The 14,899-nt window shown below is 65.1% G+C and carries 12 protein-coding genes; 4 read left to right on the top strand and 8 right to left on the bottom strand.

The features are described from left to right. Positions 1 to 3: 3 nt before the first annotated feature. From P7F60_RS21185 to P7F60_RS21155, 7 genes are all read right to left on the bottom strand, one after another. Positions 4 to 1,215, bottom strand: coding sequence for a glycosyltransferase family protein (locus tag P7F60_RS21185; protein ID WP_277919749.1), 1,212 nt, complete (start codon positions 1,213 to 1,215; stop codon positions 4 to 6). 84 nt (positions 1,216 to 1,299) lie between these two features. After that, positions 1,300 to 2,478, bottom strand: a complete 1,179-nt coding sequence (locus P7F60_RS21180) for an ABC transporter permease (RefSeq protein WP_277919679.1) — start codon at positions 2,476 to 2,478, stop codon at positions 1,300 to 1,302. Then, positions 2,475 to 3,473: an ABC transporter permease gene (locus P7F60_RS21175; protein ID WP_277919678.1), complete on the bottom strand. Its 999-nt coding sequence runs from the start codon at positions 3,471 to 3,473 to the stop codon at positions 2,475 to 2,477. Before P7F60_RS21175 ends, P7F60_RS21180 begins: the two co-directional genes overlap by 4 nt. Further along, entirely contained in the window at positions 3,473 to 5,398 is a 1,926-nt protein-coding gene (locus P7F60_RS21170; protein ID WP_277919677.1) for an ABC transporter substrate-binding protein, read from the bottom strand. The genes P7F60_RS21175 and P7F60_RS21170 overlap by 1 nt, the downstream gene beginning before the upstream one ends. Beyond that, positions 5,395 to 7,284: an ABC transporter ATP-binding protein gene (locus tag P7F60_RS21165; RefSeq protein ID WP_277919676.1), complete on the bottom strand. Its 1,890-nt coding sequence runs from the start codon at positions 7,282 to 7,284 to the stop codon at positions 5,395 to 5,397. The genes P7F60_RS21170 and P7F60_RS21165 overlap by 4 nt, the downstream gene beginning before the upstream one ends. A 136-nt stretch (positions 7,285 to 7,420) precedes the next feature. Further along, positions 7,421 to 8,398: a polysaccharide lyase gene (locus P7F60_RS21160; RefSeq protein WP_277919675.1), complete on the bottom strand. Its 978-nt coding sequence runs from the start codon at positions 8,396 to 8,398 to the stop codon at positions 7,421 to 7,423. Beyond that, positions 8,395 to 9,741 carry an adenylate/guanylate cyclase domain-containing protein gene (locus P7F60_RS21155; protein WP_277919674.1) on the bottom strand — a complete coding sequence of 449 codons (1,347 nt, stop codon included), beginning with the start codon at positions 9,739 to 9,741 and terminating at the stop codon, positions 8,395 to 8,397. Before P7F60_RS21155 ends, P7F60_RS21160 begins: the two co-directional genes overlap by 4 nt. A 309-nt stretch (positions 9,742 to 10,050) precedes the next feature. On the opposite strand from P7F60_RS21155, the gene P7F60_RS21150 reads away from it, so the two are divergent. Further along, positions 10,051 to 11,352 carry a nucleotide sugar dehydrogenase gene (locus P7F60_RS21150; protein WP_277919748.1) on the top strand — a complete coding sequence of 434 codons (1,302 nt, stop codon included), beginning with the start codon at positions 10,051 to 10,053 and terminating at the stop codon, positions 11,350 to 11,352. Here the strand turns inward: P7F60_RS21150 and P7F60_RS21145 are convergent. Then, on the bottom strand, positions 11,342 to 12,505 hold the full coding sequence (locus P7F60_RS21145) for a DUF3095 domain-containing protein (protein ID WP_277919747.1): 1,164 nt from the start codon (positions 12,503 to 12,505) through the stop codon (positions 11,342 to 11,344). The two genes, P7F60_RS21150 and P7F60_RS21145, sit on opposite strands and share 11 nt — an antisense overlap. A gap of 108 nt (positions 12,506 to 12,613) precedes the next feature. Here P7F60_RS21145 and P7F60_RS21140 point away from each other — a divergent pair, with 108 nt between their 5' ends. The 3 genes from P7F60_RS21140 (at position 12,614) to P7F60_RS21130 (ending at position 14,769) form a co-directional block, all read left to right on the top strand. Continuing rightward, the gene (locus P7F60_RS21140) at positions 12,614 to 13,093 is read left to right on the top strand and encodes a class I SAM-dependent methyltransferase (RefSeq protein ID WP_277919673.1); all 480 of its coding nucleotides are present in this window, start codon (positions 12,614 to 12,616) and stop codon (positions 13,091 to 13,093) included. Positions 13,094 to 13,204: 111 nt separating this feature from the next. Then, on the top strand, positions 13,205 to 14,107 hold the full coding sequence (locus P7F60_RS21135; protein ID WP_277919672.1) for a DMT family transporter: 903 nt from the start codon (positions 13,205 to 13,207) through the stop codon (positions 14,105 to 14,107). A gap of 101 nt (positions 14,108 to 14,208) precedes the next feature. After that, positions 14,209 to 14,769: a sugar transferase gene (locus tag P7F60_RS21130; RefSeq protein ID WP_277919671.1), complete on the top strand. Its 561-nt coding sequence runs from the start codon at positions 14,209 to 14,211 to the stop codon at positions 14,767 to 14,769. The last annotated feature ends 130 nt before the right edge of the window (positions 14,770 to 14,899 follow it).

The raw sequence follows: 14,899 nt of genomic DNA, 5'->3' as shown, positions 1-14,899 counted from the left end.
CTTCTATCCCTTGATGACCTGCAGCTTGCCGTGCTCGCGGTTTTCGAGCCATTCGCCGACGATGCGGGAAATGTTCGGCAGACCTTCGAGGCGCAGACCACCGGCGGCGCCGGTCGAGGGCGGCTTGCGGTCGGGCAGCGTCTTCAAGGCGGCGGCGACGCGCAAGGGATCGCCGGCCTCGTCGGGATGCAGCATGTCGATCAGGCCGAGTTCGGCGGCGCGGGTGGCGCGGATCAACTGTTCCTCGCGCGGCATGACGCGCGGGATGATCAGCGCCGGCTTGTCGAAGGAGAGGATCTCGCAATAGGTGTTGTAGCCGCCCATGGCCACCACGGCGCTGGCGCCGGCGATCAGCTCCTCCATGCGGTTGTCGAATTCGATGACCTCGATGTAGGGGATTTTTGCCGCGCTCTCCATCATCTCCTGGCGCTGGTGGGCGGGCATGTATGGGCCGAGCACCATCAGCGCCTTGTGGGTCAGGGTCGGGTCTGCCTCATAGGCGCGGATGACGTCGCGGATCAGATCCTCGCCATCGCCGCCGCCGCCGGTGGTCACCAGGATGTAATCGCCGCGCGGCACGTGCTCGGGCGCCGGCAGCGACGAGACGCTGCGCTGCAGGAAGCCGACGAAATCCATCTTCGCCCGCACGGCCGCAGGCACGTCCATGCCGCCCAGCGGATCGTAGAAATCCGGCGGGCCGTAGACCCAGACGCGGTCGTAGAATTTGGCGATCTTGTTGAGGACGTCGCCGCGCTTCCATTCGGCTTCCAGCAGGTGCGGCGCGTCCATGACGTCGCGCAGGCCCAGCACCAGCGTCTTGCCGCGCGCCTTGAGATAGGCGAGCGTCTCCTCCACCTCGCCGCGCAGGCCCATCGGCTCCTTGTCGACGATGAAGATGTCGGGATCGAAGGTTTCGGCGGTGTGGCGGATGATCGACTGGCGCATCTTCAGCGTCTCGCCGAGATCCGTATGGGTCTTCATCGAGGTGTATTCGCCGTTGCGCAGCTTGATGACGCTGGGGATTTTGACGAAATCGACCCGCACCCGATAGTCGAAGGCGCCGGCGATGGTGGCGCCGGAGATGATCAGGACATTGAGGCCGCGATAATCCTCGACCAGCGAATGGGCGATCGTGCGACAGCGGCGCAGGTGGCCGAGACCGAACGTATCGTGGCTGTACATCAGGATGCGGGCATCCTCGAAGCGGTGTGTCATCGGACGAGAGTTCATGGGCGAACCTGTTGTGCGGGCCGGGCGGGGTTCAGGGCGTCGGCGCTGGTGTTGTTCGACATTGCGTCATCACTTGTATGGATCGGCCGCGTCGCGCAAGCCGTCTCCCAGAAAATTGAACGCCAGGATCACAAGAACCACCGGCAGGGTCGGCAGCAGCAGCCAGGGATAGAAGGCGATGACGCTGACGCTGCGCGCCTCCGTCAGAAGAATGCCCCAGCTGGTGATCGGCGGGCGCAGACCAAGGCCGAGGAAGCTCAGTGCCGTCTCGCCGAGGATCATGCCGGGGATCGAAATGGTCGCCGTGGCGATCAGGTGCGACATGAAGCCGGGGATCAGGTGCCGGCCGATGATGCGGCTGGTCTTCGCTCCCATCAGTTGCGCGGCGAGCACGTAATCTTCTTCGCGCAGCGACAAAAGCTTCGAGCGCACGGCGCGCGCCAGCCCGGTCCAATCGAGCAGGCCGAGGATCATGGTGATGCCGAGATAGATCAGGATCGGGCTCCAGGTCACCGGCATGATGGCGGCGAGCGCCATCCACAAGGGTATCGAGGGGATCGACTGAAGCACCTCGATGATGCGCTGCGTCACCAGGTCGAACAGCCCGCCGCGATAGCCGGCGAGGCCGCCGATGACAATGCCGAGCACGAAGCTGACGGAGATGCCGATGAGGCCTATGGTCAGCGAGATGCGCGCGCCATAGATAATGCGCGACAACACGTCGCGGCCGAGACGATCGGTGCCGAGCAGGAAGAACTGGCCGCCCTTGGCCGGGCAGACCAGATGCAGATTGGCATCGAGCAGGCCCCAGAACCGGTATGCATCGCCGCGGCAGAAGAAGCGCAACGGCTCCACCTGGTCGGTGCGATTGGTATAGATGCGCCGCAGCGTATCCATGTCGAGGCGCATGTCGCGGCCGTAGACGAAGGGGCCGACGAAGCTGCCGTCATGGAAGAGATGCACGCGTTGCGGCGGCGAATGGATGAAATCGACATGGCGGGTATGCAGGTTGTAGGGCGCCAGGAACTCGACGATCAGGATCGAGGCGTAGAGCAGCGCCAGGAAGACGCCGGAGGCCAGCGCCAGCTTGTGGCGCTTGAACTTCCACCACATCAGGCGCAATTGCGAGGCCTTGCTGATTTCCTTCTGCGCATCGGTGATCGGCGGCGCCTCGTTCGGGTCGAAGGGCGCGGTCGAGACGAAATGGGCAAGCGGGGCGCCGGGTTCCGGCAGCGGCGATGACGTCACTTGGCGCTCCCGCCTTGCAAACGGATACGCGGATCGAGGAAGGCGAGCGCGATATCGGAAATCAACATGCCGATCACGGTGAGGAAGGCGAGGAACATCAGGAAGGAGCCGGCCAGATACATGTCCTGGCTTTGCAGCGCCTTGATCAGCATCGGCCCGGTGGTTTCCAGCGAAAGCACGATGGCGGTGATTTCCGCCCCCGAAATGATCTGCGGCAGGATGGAGCCGATATCGGCGATGAAGAAATTCAGCGACATGCGCAGCGGATACTTGATCAGGGCGCGGAAGGGTGAAAGCCCCTTGGCGCGGGCGGTGACGACATATTGCTTCTGCAATTCGTCGAGCAGGTTGGCGCGCAGCCTTCGGATCATGCCGGCGGTGCCGGCCGTGCCGACGATGATCACCGGGATCCACAGGTGCTCGAGGATGGATTTCGCCTTTTCCCAGCTCATTGGCTCGCCAAGGAAGCGCTGATCCATCAGATGGCCGATGGTGACGCCGAACCAGATATTGGCGAAATACATCAGGATCAGCGCCAGCGTGAAATTCGGGATGGCGATGCCGAGCAGGCCGAAAAAGGTCAGGCCGTAATCGCCCCAGCTATATTGATGCGTGGCGGAATAGATGCCGATCGGGAAGGCGATCAGCCAGGTGACGATGATCGTACACACCGAAACGAGGATGGTGAGCCACAGTCGGTCGCCGACCACCTCGCTGACCGGAAGCTGGTACTCGAAGGAATAGCCGAAATCGCCGGTCAGCATGCCGCCGACCCAGTGGAAATAACGCAGGATCGGCGGCTTGTCGAAGCCGTACCGGGCGCGCAACTGCTCGATCTCGGCCATGTCGACGCCTTCGCCCTGGGCCTGAAGCTCGGCGATGTAGCTTTCGAAATAGTCGCCCGGCGGCAATTCGATGATGGTGAAGACGAGCGCCGAAATGAGGAACAGCGTCGGGATCATGGCGGCGATGCGCCAGAGAATGTAGCGCGCCATCAGGCTGTATCCTCCGAATACCAGAACGTATCCGGCATATACACGCCGAGCAATGAGGTGGGATTGAAGCCGTAGAGCGCCGTGTCCGGCACGTTGCGCAGATGCGCCGAGCGCAGGACGGGCTGGCGCGTCTGGTTGACGATGCCGATCGAGAAGACCTGCTCCGCCCAGTTCGACAGCATCTGCTCCCAGATGGCGGTTCGCTCCGCGTCGCTGCGCGCCTGATACCATGTGCGCAGCAACCGGATCTGCTCGATGGCTTCCGGCAGGTCCGGGGCCTGGCCCTTCTGGCCGCGCGAGAGATAATACATCCCCCAGGCCGGCCACTGCAACTGGTCGTCCAGGGTGGGCGCCAGTTGCCCGGGGTTCATCTCGGCGGTCGGCACGCCGTTTTCGAGGCCCGGCCACATGGTCATCATGATCTGCCCGCCCATGGTGCGCGAGCGGAAGACCTCGCGCTGCGAGGTGCGCACGAAAAGCGAAATCCCGATATCGCGCCAGTGATCGCCGACGAGTTCGAGAATGTCGGTTTCCAGCGTGCTTTCGCCCGCCGTCTCGACCACCACCTGCGCCACGCGTCCGTCGGGCAGCAGGCGGATGCCGTCGTCGTTGCGGTTGGCCAACCCGATCGCGTCCAGCAGCGCGTTGGCGGCGGCCGGATCGTGATTGGCATAGGCTGCGGCGTATTCGGGTTTGTAAAGCGGGCTGTCCGGCAGGATCGTGTCGGCGCTCGGCGTCGCCAGGCCGAAGAAGGAGACCTTGTTGATCTCGTCGCGATCGATGGCCAGCGACAGGGCGCGGCGGAAGCGAACGTCGCGCAACAGCGCCCGCCAGACGGGGTCTGAAACATTCTGATTGGGCAGCAGCGCCACCTTGGAGCCGCGCGTCGCCTTCCACAGCCCGACGCGCACCGGATAACGTTTCTCGGCGTCCTTCATATAGGTGTAGTCGGTGAAATCGACGCTGGTCGCCTGCAGGTCGCTCTCACCGGTGCAGGCCTTGGCGGCGATGATCGACGCCGAACTGACGTTCAGCACCACCTTGTCGATATAGGGGAGCTGGGCGCCGTTCTCGTCGACCCGGTGGAAGAAGGGGTTGCGCTCGAAGACGAACTGTTCCGCCGGCGGCCTGGTGCGGTTGCGCCACGGCTCCAGAACCGGGAGCTCCGGATTTTCCTGGCGGTAGCTGTTCGACATCTTGATGTGCAGATCGACCCATTCGTCGACCCGCTGTTCCTTGACGAGGCCGGCCAGACGGTTCGGCTCCTGGTATTTCTGGTGGAAATTGCGCAGGTAATGGGCGGGCATGCAGATGACGAGTTGCTGCGGCGCGGCAAGGCTCGGCAGGAAATCCGGGTTCGGACCATGCCAGGTATAGCGCACCGTACGCTGATCGAGCACCTCGAAGCGCGGCTTCTGGCCTTCGACCAGAAGCTCGGAAGGCGGGCCGCCCTTGCGCAGCCGCTTGTTGAGAATGACGTCTTCCCAGCAGTAGCGGAAATCTTCGGAGGTCAGCATATGGCCGTCCGACCAGCGATGGCCGGTGCGCAGGCGGAAGGTGAAGACGCGGTTGTCGACATTCTCGAAGCTTTCGAGGATGTCGGGAATGAATTCGAGCGTGGGGCTGTATCCGACGAGACGGGAATAGCCGCAGATGGTCATCAGGCGGATGTCCTTGGACCCGCCGATCAGCATGCGCAGCGTGCCGCCGTTGCGGCCGGGCTGGCGGCCCATCTCCGCCAGCTTGATGACGCGTGGTTCGCGCGGCACGCGGTCGGAAAGCGCCGGCAGCATGTCCTCGTAGACGAGCGGCGCCAGCAGCGGCGGCTCGAGCGCGGCGGCAAGGGCGCGCGGCATGGGCAGCGCCGCCGAAGCCATGAGGCCCAGAATGCCGCGGCGTGTGATTGGAAACCGGTCGCTGCTCATGGGCAAAGCTCCCGCGCATCGACATCGCGCCTGGCCAGCACCAGATGGCCGTCCCCGAGATCGGCGGGCGCCAGTGGCGCCTCGCCCGGTTCCTCGCGAAAGCGGCAGTCCCAGTTGCCGGCCGCGGCCGCGCCGCTTCTGGTGATCGCGGAAAAATCGAGCGGATGGTCGGGATCGGCAAAGGGAACGGCCGCCAGCAGTGCCCGCGTGTAGGGATGCACCGGCCTGCGCATCAGCACCTCGCGCGGGGCAAGCTCAACGATGCGCCCGCCGCACATCACGGCGATGCGGTCGGCCATGTAATCGACGACCGCGAGGTTGTGCGAGATGAAGATGTAGGTGAGGCCGAGATCGGCCTGCAGATCCTTGAGAAGATTGAGGATCTGCGCCTGCACCGAGACGTCGAGGGCCGAGACCGGCTCGTCGCAGATGAGCACGTCCGGTCCGAGTGCGAGCGCGCGCGCGATGCCGATGCGCTGGCGCTGGCCGCCGGAAAAGCTGTGCGGATAGCGGTTGAGGGCGCGCTCGTCGAGGCCGATCGCCTCCACCAGCCTGGCCACGTATTCCTTGCGCTGTTTCGGCGTGCCGCGCCCATGGATCTCCAGGGGCTCGCTGAGGATGTTCTGCACCGTCATGCGCGGCGACAGCGACGAGATCGGATCCTGGAACACCATCTGGATGCGGGCGCGCAGCGCCTTGAGTTCCTCGCCCTGCGCATTCAAGACGTCGATCGGCTTTTCGCCGAAATACATGATCGTGCCGTTGTCGGGTGTGACGGCGCGCATGATCATCTTGCTGAGCGTGCTCTTGCCGCAACCGCTCTCGCCGACGATGCCGAGACATTCGCCGCGACGCACGTCGAGGCTGACATGATCGACGGCCGGATGGCCGGCTGCCTTCGGCTTGGTCAGCCAGCCGGATTTGCGGGTGGTGAAGGTCTTGCTGAGGTCGCGCACCGACAGCACGATGTCGGAGCCGCCCTGCGGGCGCTTCGCACGCTTGGCGATCAGCATGTCGGCCTGTACGGGGATGTCGCGCAGCGCCTGCAGGCGCTCGCCGGGCTTCATGTCGAAATGCGGCACCGCCGCCATCAGGCCCTTCAGATAGGGATGGGCCGGGCGGCGGAAGATGTCGTCGACCGTGCCTGCCTCCATGATCTCGCCGCGATAGATCACCACCACCTCGTCTGCGACATTGGCGACGACGCCGAGATCATGGGTGATCAGCAGCATCGCCATGTTCAGCTTGGTCTGCAATTCGCGCAGTAGCTGGAGGATCTGCGCCTGGATGGTGACGTCGAGCGCCGTGGTCGGCTCGTCGGCGATCAGCAGCGCCGGGCGGCAGATCAGCGCCATGGCGATCATGGCGCGCTGGCGCATGCCGCCGGACAGCTCGAACGGGTACATGGAAAAGGTGCGGGCCGGGTTGGCGAAGCCGACGAGGCCAAGCATTTCCTCGGTGCGTTCGCGCAGCTCGGCACGCGATACCGGCTCGTGGATGCGCAGCGCCTCGCTCACCTGGTCGCCGATGGTGTGCAGCGGCGACAGCGAGGTCATCGGCTCCTGGAAAATCTTGCCGATGCGGCTGCCGCGAAGGCTGCGGATGGCGCGTCCGTCGCGGGGCATGGCGAGGATATCGACCGGACCTGTGCCGCGTTCGGGATCGGAAAACAGGATGCGTCCCCCGGCGCTCGCCGTCTGCGGCAGGATGCCCATCACCGCCTGGCTGATGACCGATTTGCCGGAGCCGGATTCGCCGACCAGCGCCGTTACCTTGCCGGGCAGCACGCGCAGGCTTGCATCCCGGACGGCGGTCAGCGTGCCGCCGAGCATCCCGAACGAGACTTGAAGCTTTTCGATGCGCAACAAATCGGCGCCTGAAGTCATGCCAGTAGCTTTCCCGCCTCGCTTCTCCGAACCTTCCCGCTTCCGTCGGAATTGTTCTCAGACGCCCGTAATATCCAAAGCTTAGCGAAGCACTTCCGGCCTGTCCATGGGGTCTTCGTCTGGCTTGACAACCGGCTCAGTCCAGCTTTGCGCAGAGGGATTTTTCAGTGAGAACATCCTCGCATTTCGCCGAGCGGCGGAAATCGTCGTAATAGAGCGTCCAGTCCGTCGTGTCGGCGGCGCGATAGGGGCCGAACTTGAAATACTGGTTCTTGCCGAGCCCCATGTCCGCATGGCCGATATGCCCCTTGACGGTCACCACCCAACGGTCGTTGGCGAAGATCTCGATGCGGCCATCGCCGTCCGGTCCCGGCTTCGTCAGCACGGCGAAATCGATCCAGCCGGACGAGGGTTGCGGCAGGGCAGCGCCGCGATTCGTCACGGTGATCTTGTCGGTGCAGGCGTTGAAGATGGCGCCGTCCTCGGGTTTGAAGGCGCTGTCGGTCGCCACGAGAGCCCGCATCTGGTTGGTTTCGGGTCTCAGCCAGACCGGCGTCTGGCCGGCCGGGCATTCGGCCATGCCGCCTTTGGGGCCGATGCTGGCGCCGTCATGAAAATTGGTCTCGACGGTGACGAACAGCTTGCCGTTGTTCATGCGGAAGCCGAGAAAGGGGCTGAAATCGCCCTCCGCCTCCGGGCCGATCTCGCGTTTCCACTGGGCGATCAGGTAGCGGTGGTCCTGCGAGGGGATGGGGTCGGCGAAGCGCACGGCGAAACCATACCAGACGCCGGCATCGTAGGGCACGCGCAGCTTGGTCTTTTCCCAGATCTCGGCGCGCTCGCTGCAGTTCTCGCTGTCGGCGGCGCAGAAGGGTTTGACGCTGAGTTTCAGCGCGCCGGCGCCGCTGCGCTTGACCGCGCTCTGGAAAGTGACGGTGCCGGCGCTCTGTTCGGCGTTCTCGCGGTAATAGAGCCCGCCCTCGGGCGAAAAATCCTGGCCGTCGAAACCATCGACCAGGACGTCATGCAGGGGATCGGCGAAAAGGGGCGTGGCGGCGGGCACGGCAAGCAAGAGCACGCCGGCAAGAGCGCCCCGAATCGTCGATGTCGTCATTGCAGCAGCGTCTCCAACATGTCCTTGCTGTCCGTCTGCCGCCGCTGGCGATAGGCCAGGATGATGCGTTCGGCCTCGGACTGGACGTCCAGCCTATCGCCTTCGATGCATTCCGGGCAATCGGTTTTCAGCATGTCCTCGCCGGGCAGCAGGATGGTGACCTTCTGGCGCATGCCGCGCAGCCGTTCCTGGCCGAGCGTCACCCAGTCGCCGCCGCAATAGGTGGAAAAGGCCTGGCTGGCGACGATCGGCTTGTTGAACTTCTTCGTCAGCCCCTGCAGCCGTTCCACCTCGTTGACGGCGCCGCCGAAGGCAGAGAAGGTCAGCCGGTCCTTGAGGCCGACATTGCCGAACATGACGTTGCCGATATGCAGGCCGATGCCGTAGCGGATCTCGGGCAGGCTCTTGCCCTTGCGCGCCGCGTTCAGTTCCGCCATGCGCAGTGTCGCCTGGCGCACGGCGGCCATGGCGGTGCGGGTCGCGGTTTGCGAGGGCTCGCGGTGACGCCCGCAAGGGTAGACGGCCAGGAAGCCGTCGCCGACGAAACTGAGGATCTCGCCGCCATTGCGGTTGAACGGCGTGGCGATGGCGTCGAAGAACTGGTTGAGCGTATCGATATAGGCCTGCCGGCCCTCGCGCTCGGCGAGCAGCGTCGACTGGCGCATGTCGGCCATGACCAGCGCGGCGCGGATCGTCTCGCCATCGCCGCGGCGGATCTGGCCGGAAAGCACCCGCTTGCCGGCATTGCCGCCGAGATAGGTGGTCAGCATGTTGTCGGCGAGCTTGTCGAGCACCGCCATCTTGGCGGCGACCGCCAGGCTGTTCTGGATGCGCAGCAGCGCCTCGATGATGTCGTCGCTGAAGCCGCCCGGCTGATCGGTCGTCCACGAGCCCAGCATGCCCTGGCCGCTGCCGTCGCCGAAGGATTGCACGAAGGCGAAATAATCGGTGGCGCCGAGCGCGTAGAGTTCTTCGAAGATCGGGAATTCCGCCGGCGCCGAGGGGTCGAGGCGGCGGCGCAGGTGGTCGAGATTGTTGCTCAGCAGGTAGAAATAGGGGCTGCGCAGGATGCGCTCCGAATCCGGCCCCTCGAGCACCTTTCGAAAACTTTCGACCGAAATGCCCTTGCCGCGCTCCCAGGTGAAGCCGAGCGCATCGTAGAGCGGATGCAGCATGGAGAAACTCAGATGCACCCGGACGAGCGGCAAGCCGGCGGCGGCCAGCCTTTCGCAAAAGCCCTTGATCAACGTTTCGAGATCGACGCCATGCAGGGCGGAAGTCTTCAACCAGGAGCTGACGCGGTCGAGCAGGGTGCGGGAAACGGTGGCGCGCGGTGTGGTCATCGCAAGTCCTTACAAATCGCGGCGTCGAACCGGCGCATGACCCTCTGGGAGAGACGACTCGCTGCACCTGCCGCTGGCAAGATATAAGCACGTCCGAGGGTAAAACCAGACGAACGGGCCGACAAATTTCCACCGGCCTCATCGCGGTCTCGTGAAGCTGCCCCCGCCGCCACACCGCTTGACACGGCCGCGAATTGATCCCAACTGCATCGGGGTCAGAGATTCTTGACCCCAGCACATCGCCACCATCCCGGATACCGATCTGTCGTGACCCCATCTTCCAGCCAGGCCGAGCGCCTTCATTCCCGCATCCTGTCGCGCGAGGCGCATGCCGGGGTCATCGGCCTCGGTTATGTCGGCCTGCCGCTGGCGATGACCGTCGCCCGCAACGGCTTTCGCGTCACCGGCTTCGATATCGACGCCGCCAAGATCGTTTCGCTGGAAGCCGGCCGTTCCTATATCGAGGCGGTGCCGGATGCGGTGGTCGCGGCCGAGACGGCGGCGGGGCGTTTTCGCTCGACCACGGATTTCGCGGGGCTTGCCGATTGCGACGTGATCGTCATCTGCGTGCCGACGCCGCTGACGCGCCATCGCGATCCCGACCTGTCCTTCGTGACCAGAACCACGCAGGCGATCGCCGAAAGATTGCGCCCCGGCCAGTTGATCGTGCTGGAATCGACCACCTATCCCGGCACCACCGACGACGTGGTCAAGCCGATCCTGGAGCGCACCGGGCTTGCCTCCGGCGCCGATTTCTTTCTCGGCTTCTCGCCGGAGCGCGAGGATCCCGGCAATCGCGATTTCGAGACCTCGACCATCCCCAAGGTCGTTGCCGGCGACGGACCGGACGCGTCGCGTCTGATGCAGGCCTTTTACGGCGCGGTGGTGCGCACCCTCGTGCCCGTCTCCTCCAACGGCACGGCGGAAGCGGTCAAACTCACCGAGAACATTTTTCGCGCGGTGAACATCGCCCTGGTCAACGAGCTGAAGGTCGTCTACGAGGCGATGGGCATCGACGTCTGGGAGGTGATCGAAGCGGCCAAGACAAAGCCCTTCGGCTACATGCCCTTCTATCCGGGGCCGGGGCTCGGCGGTCACTGTATCCCGATCGATCCGTTCTACCTCACCTGGAAATCGCGCGAATACGAGCTGCCGACCCGTTTCATCGAACTGGCCGGCGAGATCAATTCGGCGATGCCCAAGCACGTCGTGACCAGGCTGGCGGAAGCGCTGGACATCCACAGCGGCAAGGCGCTCAGCCGCTCGAAGGTGCTGGTGATCGGCCTCGCCTACAAGAAGAACGTGCCGGATACGCGCGAAAGCCCATCGCTGAAGCTGATCGAGCTGATCGAGGAGCGCGGCGGCGCGACCTGCTATTTCGATCCGCATGTGCCCGAGATCCCGCCGACGCGCGAATACGGCGCGTTTCGCGGCCGCAGGTCGGTGATGCTCGATGAGGAGACAGTCAAAGGCGTCGACGCGGTGCTGATATCGACCGATCACGATTCCGTCGATTACGAGAGCCTGGCGCGCTGGGCGCCGCTGATCGTCGACACCCGCAATGTCTTCCACCGCAAGGGGGTGTCCGCCCCGCATATCGTCAAGGCGTGAGCGCCGCCGCCTTGCGTTTGAGGTCTAGCGCGGCGGCGGCATAGCCGCCCGAGGCGCCGTCGATGAAATGCATGTGGTCGCGCTGCAGCGGCGTCGGCACCAGGCAGGTCATCAGCGCCTCCTCCTGCATGTGCACGCCGTAGCGGCAGATGCCGGCCTCGGAGGCCCGTTCCAGCCGCTCTGCGATGCGCGCCAGCCGGTCGCGGTCGATGTCCAGCGTCATCTTCAGCCCGTCGTCGAATTTCCTGAAATCGCTGTTGGTGGCGATGTCGCGGCGATAGCGGCCGGCATCGAAGCTGCCGAGCGGAAGCCCGGTGCGCGTGAGCACGCGCACCAGCGCTGCCTGGACCAGGATGACGAGCCTGTGGCGCAGGCGCAGGCCGGGCAGGCGATCCGCCTTCAGCTCCAGCATCATGCCGGCATGGGAGAGGCCGGGCGCCGGCCCGTCCTCCGGCACCGGATGACCGGCGCGTTCCGCGCCGCCGGCCAGCCCGAGGATATCGCCGACGAGGCCGCGGAAATCGCTGTCGGCGGCGGCCTCGTCCGGCACGGCGATGATCGAGGCGATGACGCCGTGGCGCGAGCGGATCGGGTTCCAGCGGCAGGAAAGGCCGGTGAGGTCGGGCTTTTCGCCGATGGGGGCGAGGTCGACGGAAAAGCGTCCGGCCTTCATCTGCCGTTCGGCCCAGCTCGCGCCGCCGCCGGCAAACATCGCATAGGTGACGAATTCGCTTGGCCGGAAGCGGGCGACGCGCACGTCCTGGCCTGCCTCGCGGGCGGCCGTGACCGGCACCATGGCGGCGCGCATGGACAGGCCGAGCTGTTCCAGCGTCCAGCGCCGGGTACTGGCCAGCGCCTGCGTGGCCGCCGCCGCGCCCGAGGGCGGCAGGGCGACCAGCGCGCCGTCACCGCCGAAGACGAAGGGCAGGTCGTCGCGCCCGAGCGCGTTCAGCACGCCCGAAATGACGCTGGCGCCGGCCATGTTGACGTCCTTGTAGCGGCCGGCATCGATCGCTCCGGTCGAATCGACGATATCGGCGACCGCCAGCCACCAGCCGTCCGGCAGCGGTGCATAATTGCCGATCTCGGTGACCCCTTCGAAGCGGTGGAAAACCGGCGCTTCGAACCGTTCTGCCTCATGCGTCGCGACCATGGTCAAGGCAAATTCCTCCCGATATCGTCTTGCGCCCGGCGCTTGCGGACGCAATATCACGGCCATATTACGCCTTGCCGGATGCTTCGGCCAAGATCGGGACAGCATATGAGTCGACTGGACAGTTTTATTCGCCGCGTCAGCGCCCAACGGGATGTGCTGAACGCCGTCGCGCCGCCGGTGAACGCGATGGAGGGGCCGGTGCTGGAACTGGGGCTCGGCAACGGCCGCACTTTCGATCACCTGCGCGAGATGCTGCCTGGCCGGCGCATCGTCGCCTTCGATCGCGACGTGCGCTGCCACGCTGCCTCGCGTCCGCCGGCGGGCGACATCGTGCTCGGCGAGATCGCCGAGACGGCGCTGGCCTGGCGCGGCTGCGGCGCCGCCCTCGTCCATGCCGATATCGGCACCGGTTATGCCGAGAAGGACGCGGTGACCCTGACCTGGCTGCCAGCGCTCGCCGCCGAAAGCCTGCGCCCCGGCGGCATCGCCGTCAGCGGTCTGCCGCTCGACCATCCGGACCTCGATCCTTTGCCGTTGCCGGACAGCGTTTCCGTAGGGCGCTATTTCGTCTATCGCCGGGCGTGAGCGCAGGGACGGTGATGCGAGGCTGCATCATCGCCCCGGCAATGGCGGAAATCGCCCGGTCGGCCCATGATTTCCATGGAACGGCACGGAGGTCGGATCTATGACGGGCGCATGTCTACGAAAACCCGCGGCTACACCTTCGCCTTCCTGGCGATCGTCATCTTCTCGCTTCAGGATGCCATATCGAAGCATCTCGGCGGCGCCTATCCGCCGATCTTCATCACCATGATCCGCTTCTGGGCGTTCGCCGCCTTCGCGGTGGTCATGGCGCGGCGCGGGGCAGGCAGCCTGCGGCAGGCGGCGGCGACGAAATGGCCTCTCCTGCAATGGCTGCGCGGCGTCCTGCTCGCCACCCAGATCGTGCTGGTCATCACCTCCTTCAAGCTGGTGGGACTGGCGCATTCGCAGGCGATCTTTTCGGCCGGGCCGATCATGGTGGCGCTGTTGTCGATGCCGTTGCTTGGCGAGCGCGTCGGCTGGCGGCGCTGGAGCGCGATCACCATCGGTCTCATCGGCGTGCTCGTCATCCTCAAGCCGGAGGGCGAGGGCTTCGATCTCGGCGTCGTGGTGCCGCTTGCGGCGGCGCTGACCTTCGCCCTCTACGTCATCGCCACGCGTTATGTGAGCCGCGACGATTCGGCGATGACCAGCTTCCTCTACACCGGCATCGGCGGCGCCGTGGTCATGACGCTGGTCGGGCCATTCTTCTGGGTGACCTTCTCGCCGACCGATTCGATCTGGATGCTGCTGCTCTGCTTCACCGGCATCTCCAGCCACTATTTTCTGATCCGCGCCTATGACGTGCTGGATGCGGCGGCAGTGCAGCCGATCATGTATCTGCAACTCGTCTTCGCCTCGGTGCTGGGCACGACGATCTTCGGCGAGACGCTGGGCGTGAACGTGGTGCTCGGCTCGGTCATCGTGGTCGCTGCCGGCATCTTCACCATCTGGCGCGAGAGCGTCATCGCGCGACGCCTGGCGAAGAAGACGATGGCGGAAAACGTCACCGCCTGAAGGGCGGTGGCGCCCGCCTTGCCGTTATTCGCGGAAATTGATATGCAGGCGCGCGTTTTGCAGCCTGCGAGGCCTTTTTGCTACACACAGTCGGAGCTCTTTTGAAGCGCCTTTTCGATTTTTCGATCGCCCTGGTCGCGCTCGTCGTCCTTGCCGTGCCGATTGCGCTGGTCGCGCTGGTGGTCAGGCTGACGTCGCCGGGGCCGGCGCTCTACTGGTCGGATCGCGTCGGCCGCAACAACCGCATCTTCCGCATGCCGAAATTCCGCAGCATGCGCATCGATACGCCCGAGGTCGCGACACACCTGCTGGCGCGGCCGGAGAGCTACCTGACGCCGGTCGGCTCCTTCCTGCGCCGCAGCAGCCTCGACGAATTGCCGCAGCTCTGGTCGATCCTGAAGGGAGACATGAGTTTCGTCGGCCCGCGCCCGGCGCTGTTCAACCAGCACGACCTCGTGGCGCTGCGCACCGAGCGCGGCGTGCATGTGCTGGCCCCCGGCCTCACCGGCTGGGCGCAGATCAACGGTCGCGACGAGCTGTCCGTTCCGGAAAAGGTGCGGCTGGACGAGGATTACCTGCGTCGCCGCTCGCTGATCTTCGACGTGCAGATCCTGTTGAAAACCTTTTTCCGCGTCGCCGGCCGCCATGGCGTCGCCCATTGATACCGAGGCTTTCGGGAGACAGGGCGGGGGAAACGCGCCGATTGGCGGTTGTGATGGCAGCGGACATCAAATCGTCGTGATATAGGGCTTACAGCGGTTTGGCACGACCAAACGCTTCGGGACGTGCCGG

The organism is Rhizobium sp. YJ-22, from assembly GCF_029601685.1.
In the GTDB taxonomy this organism is placed as follows: Bacteria; Pseudomonadota; Alphaproteobacteria; order Rhizobiales; family Rhizobiaceae; genus Metarhizobium.
Note: the sequence above shows the minus strand (reverse complement) of the source record. Positions and strands in the feature narration are given on the sequence as shown.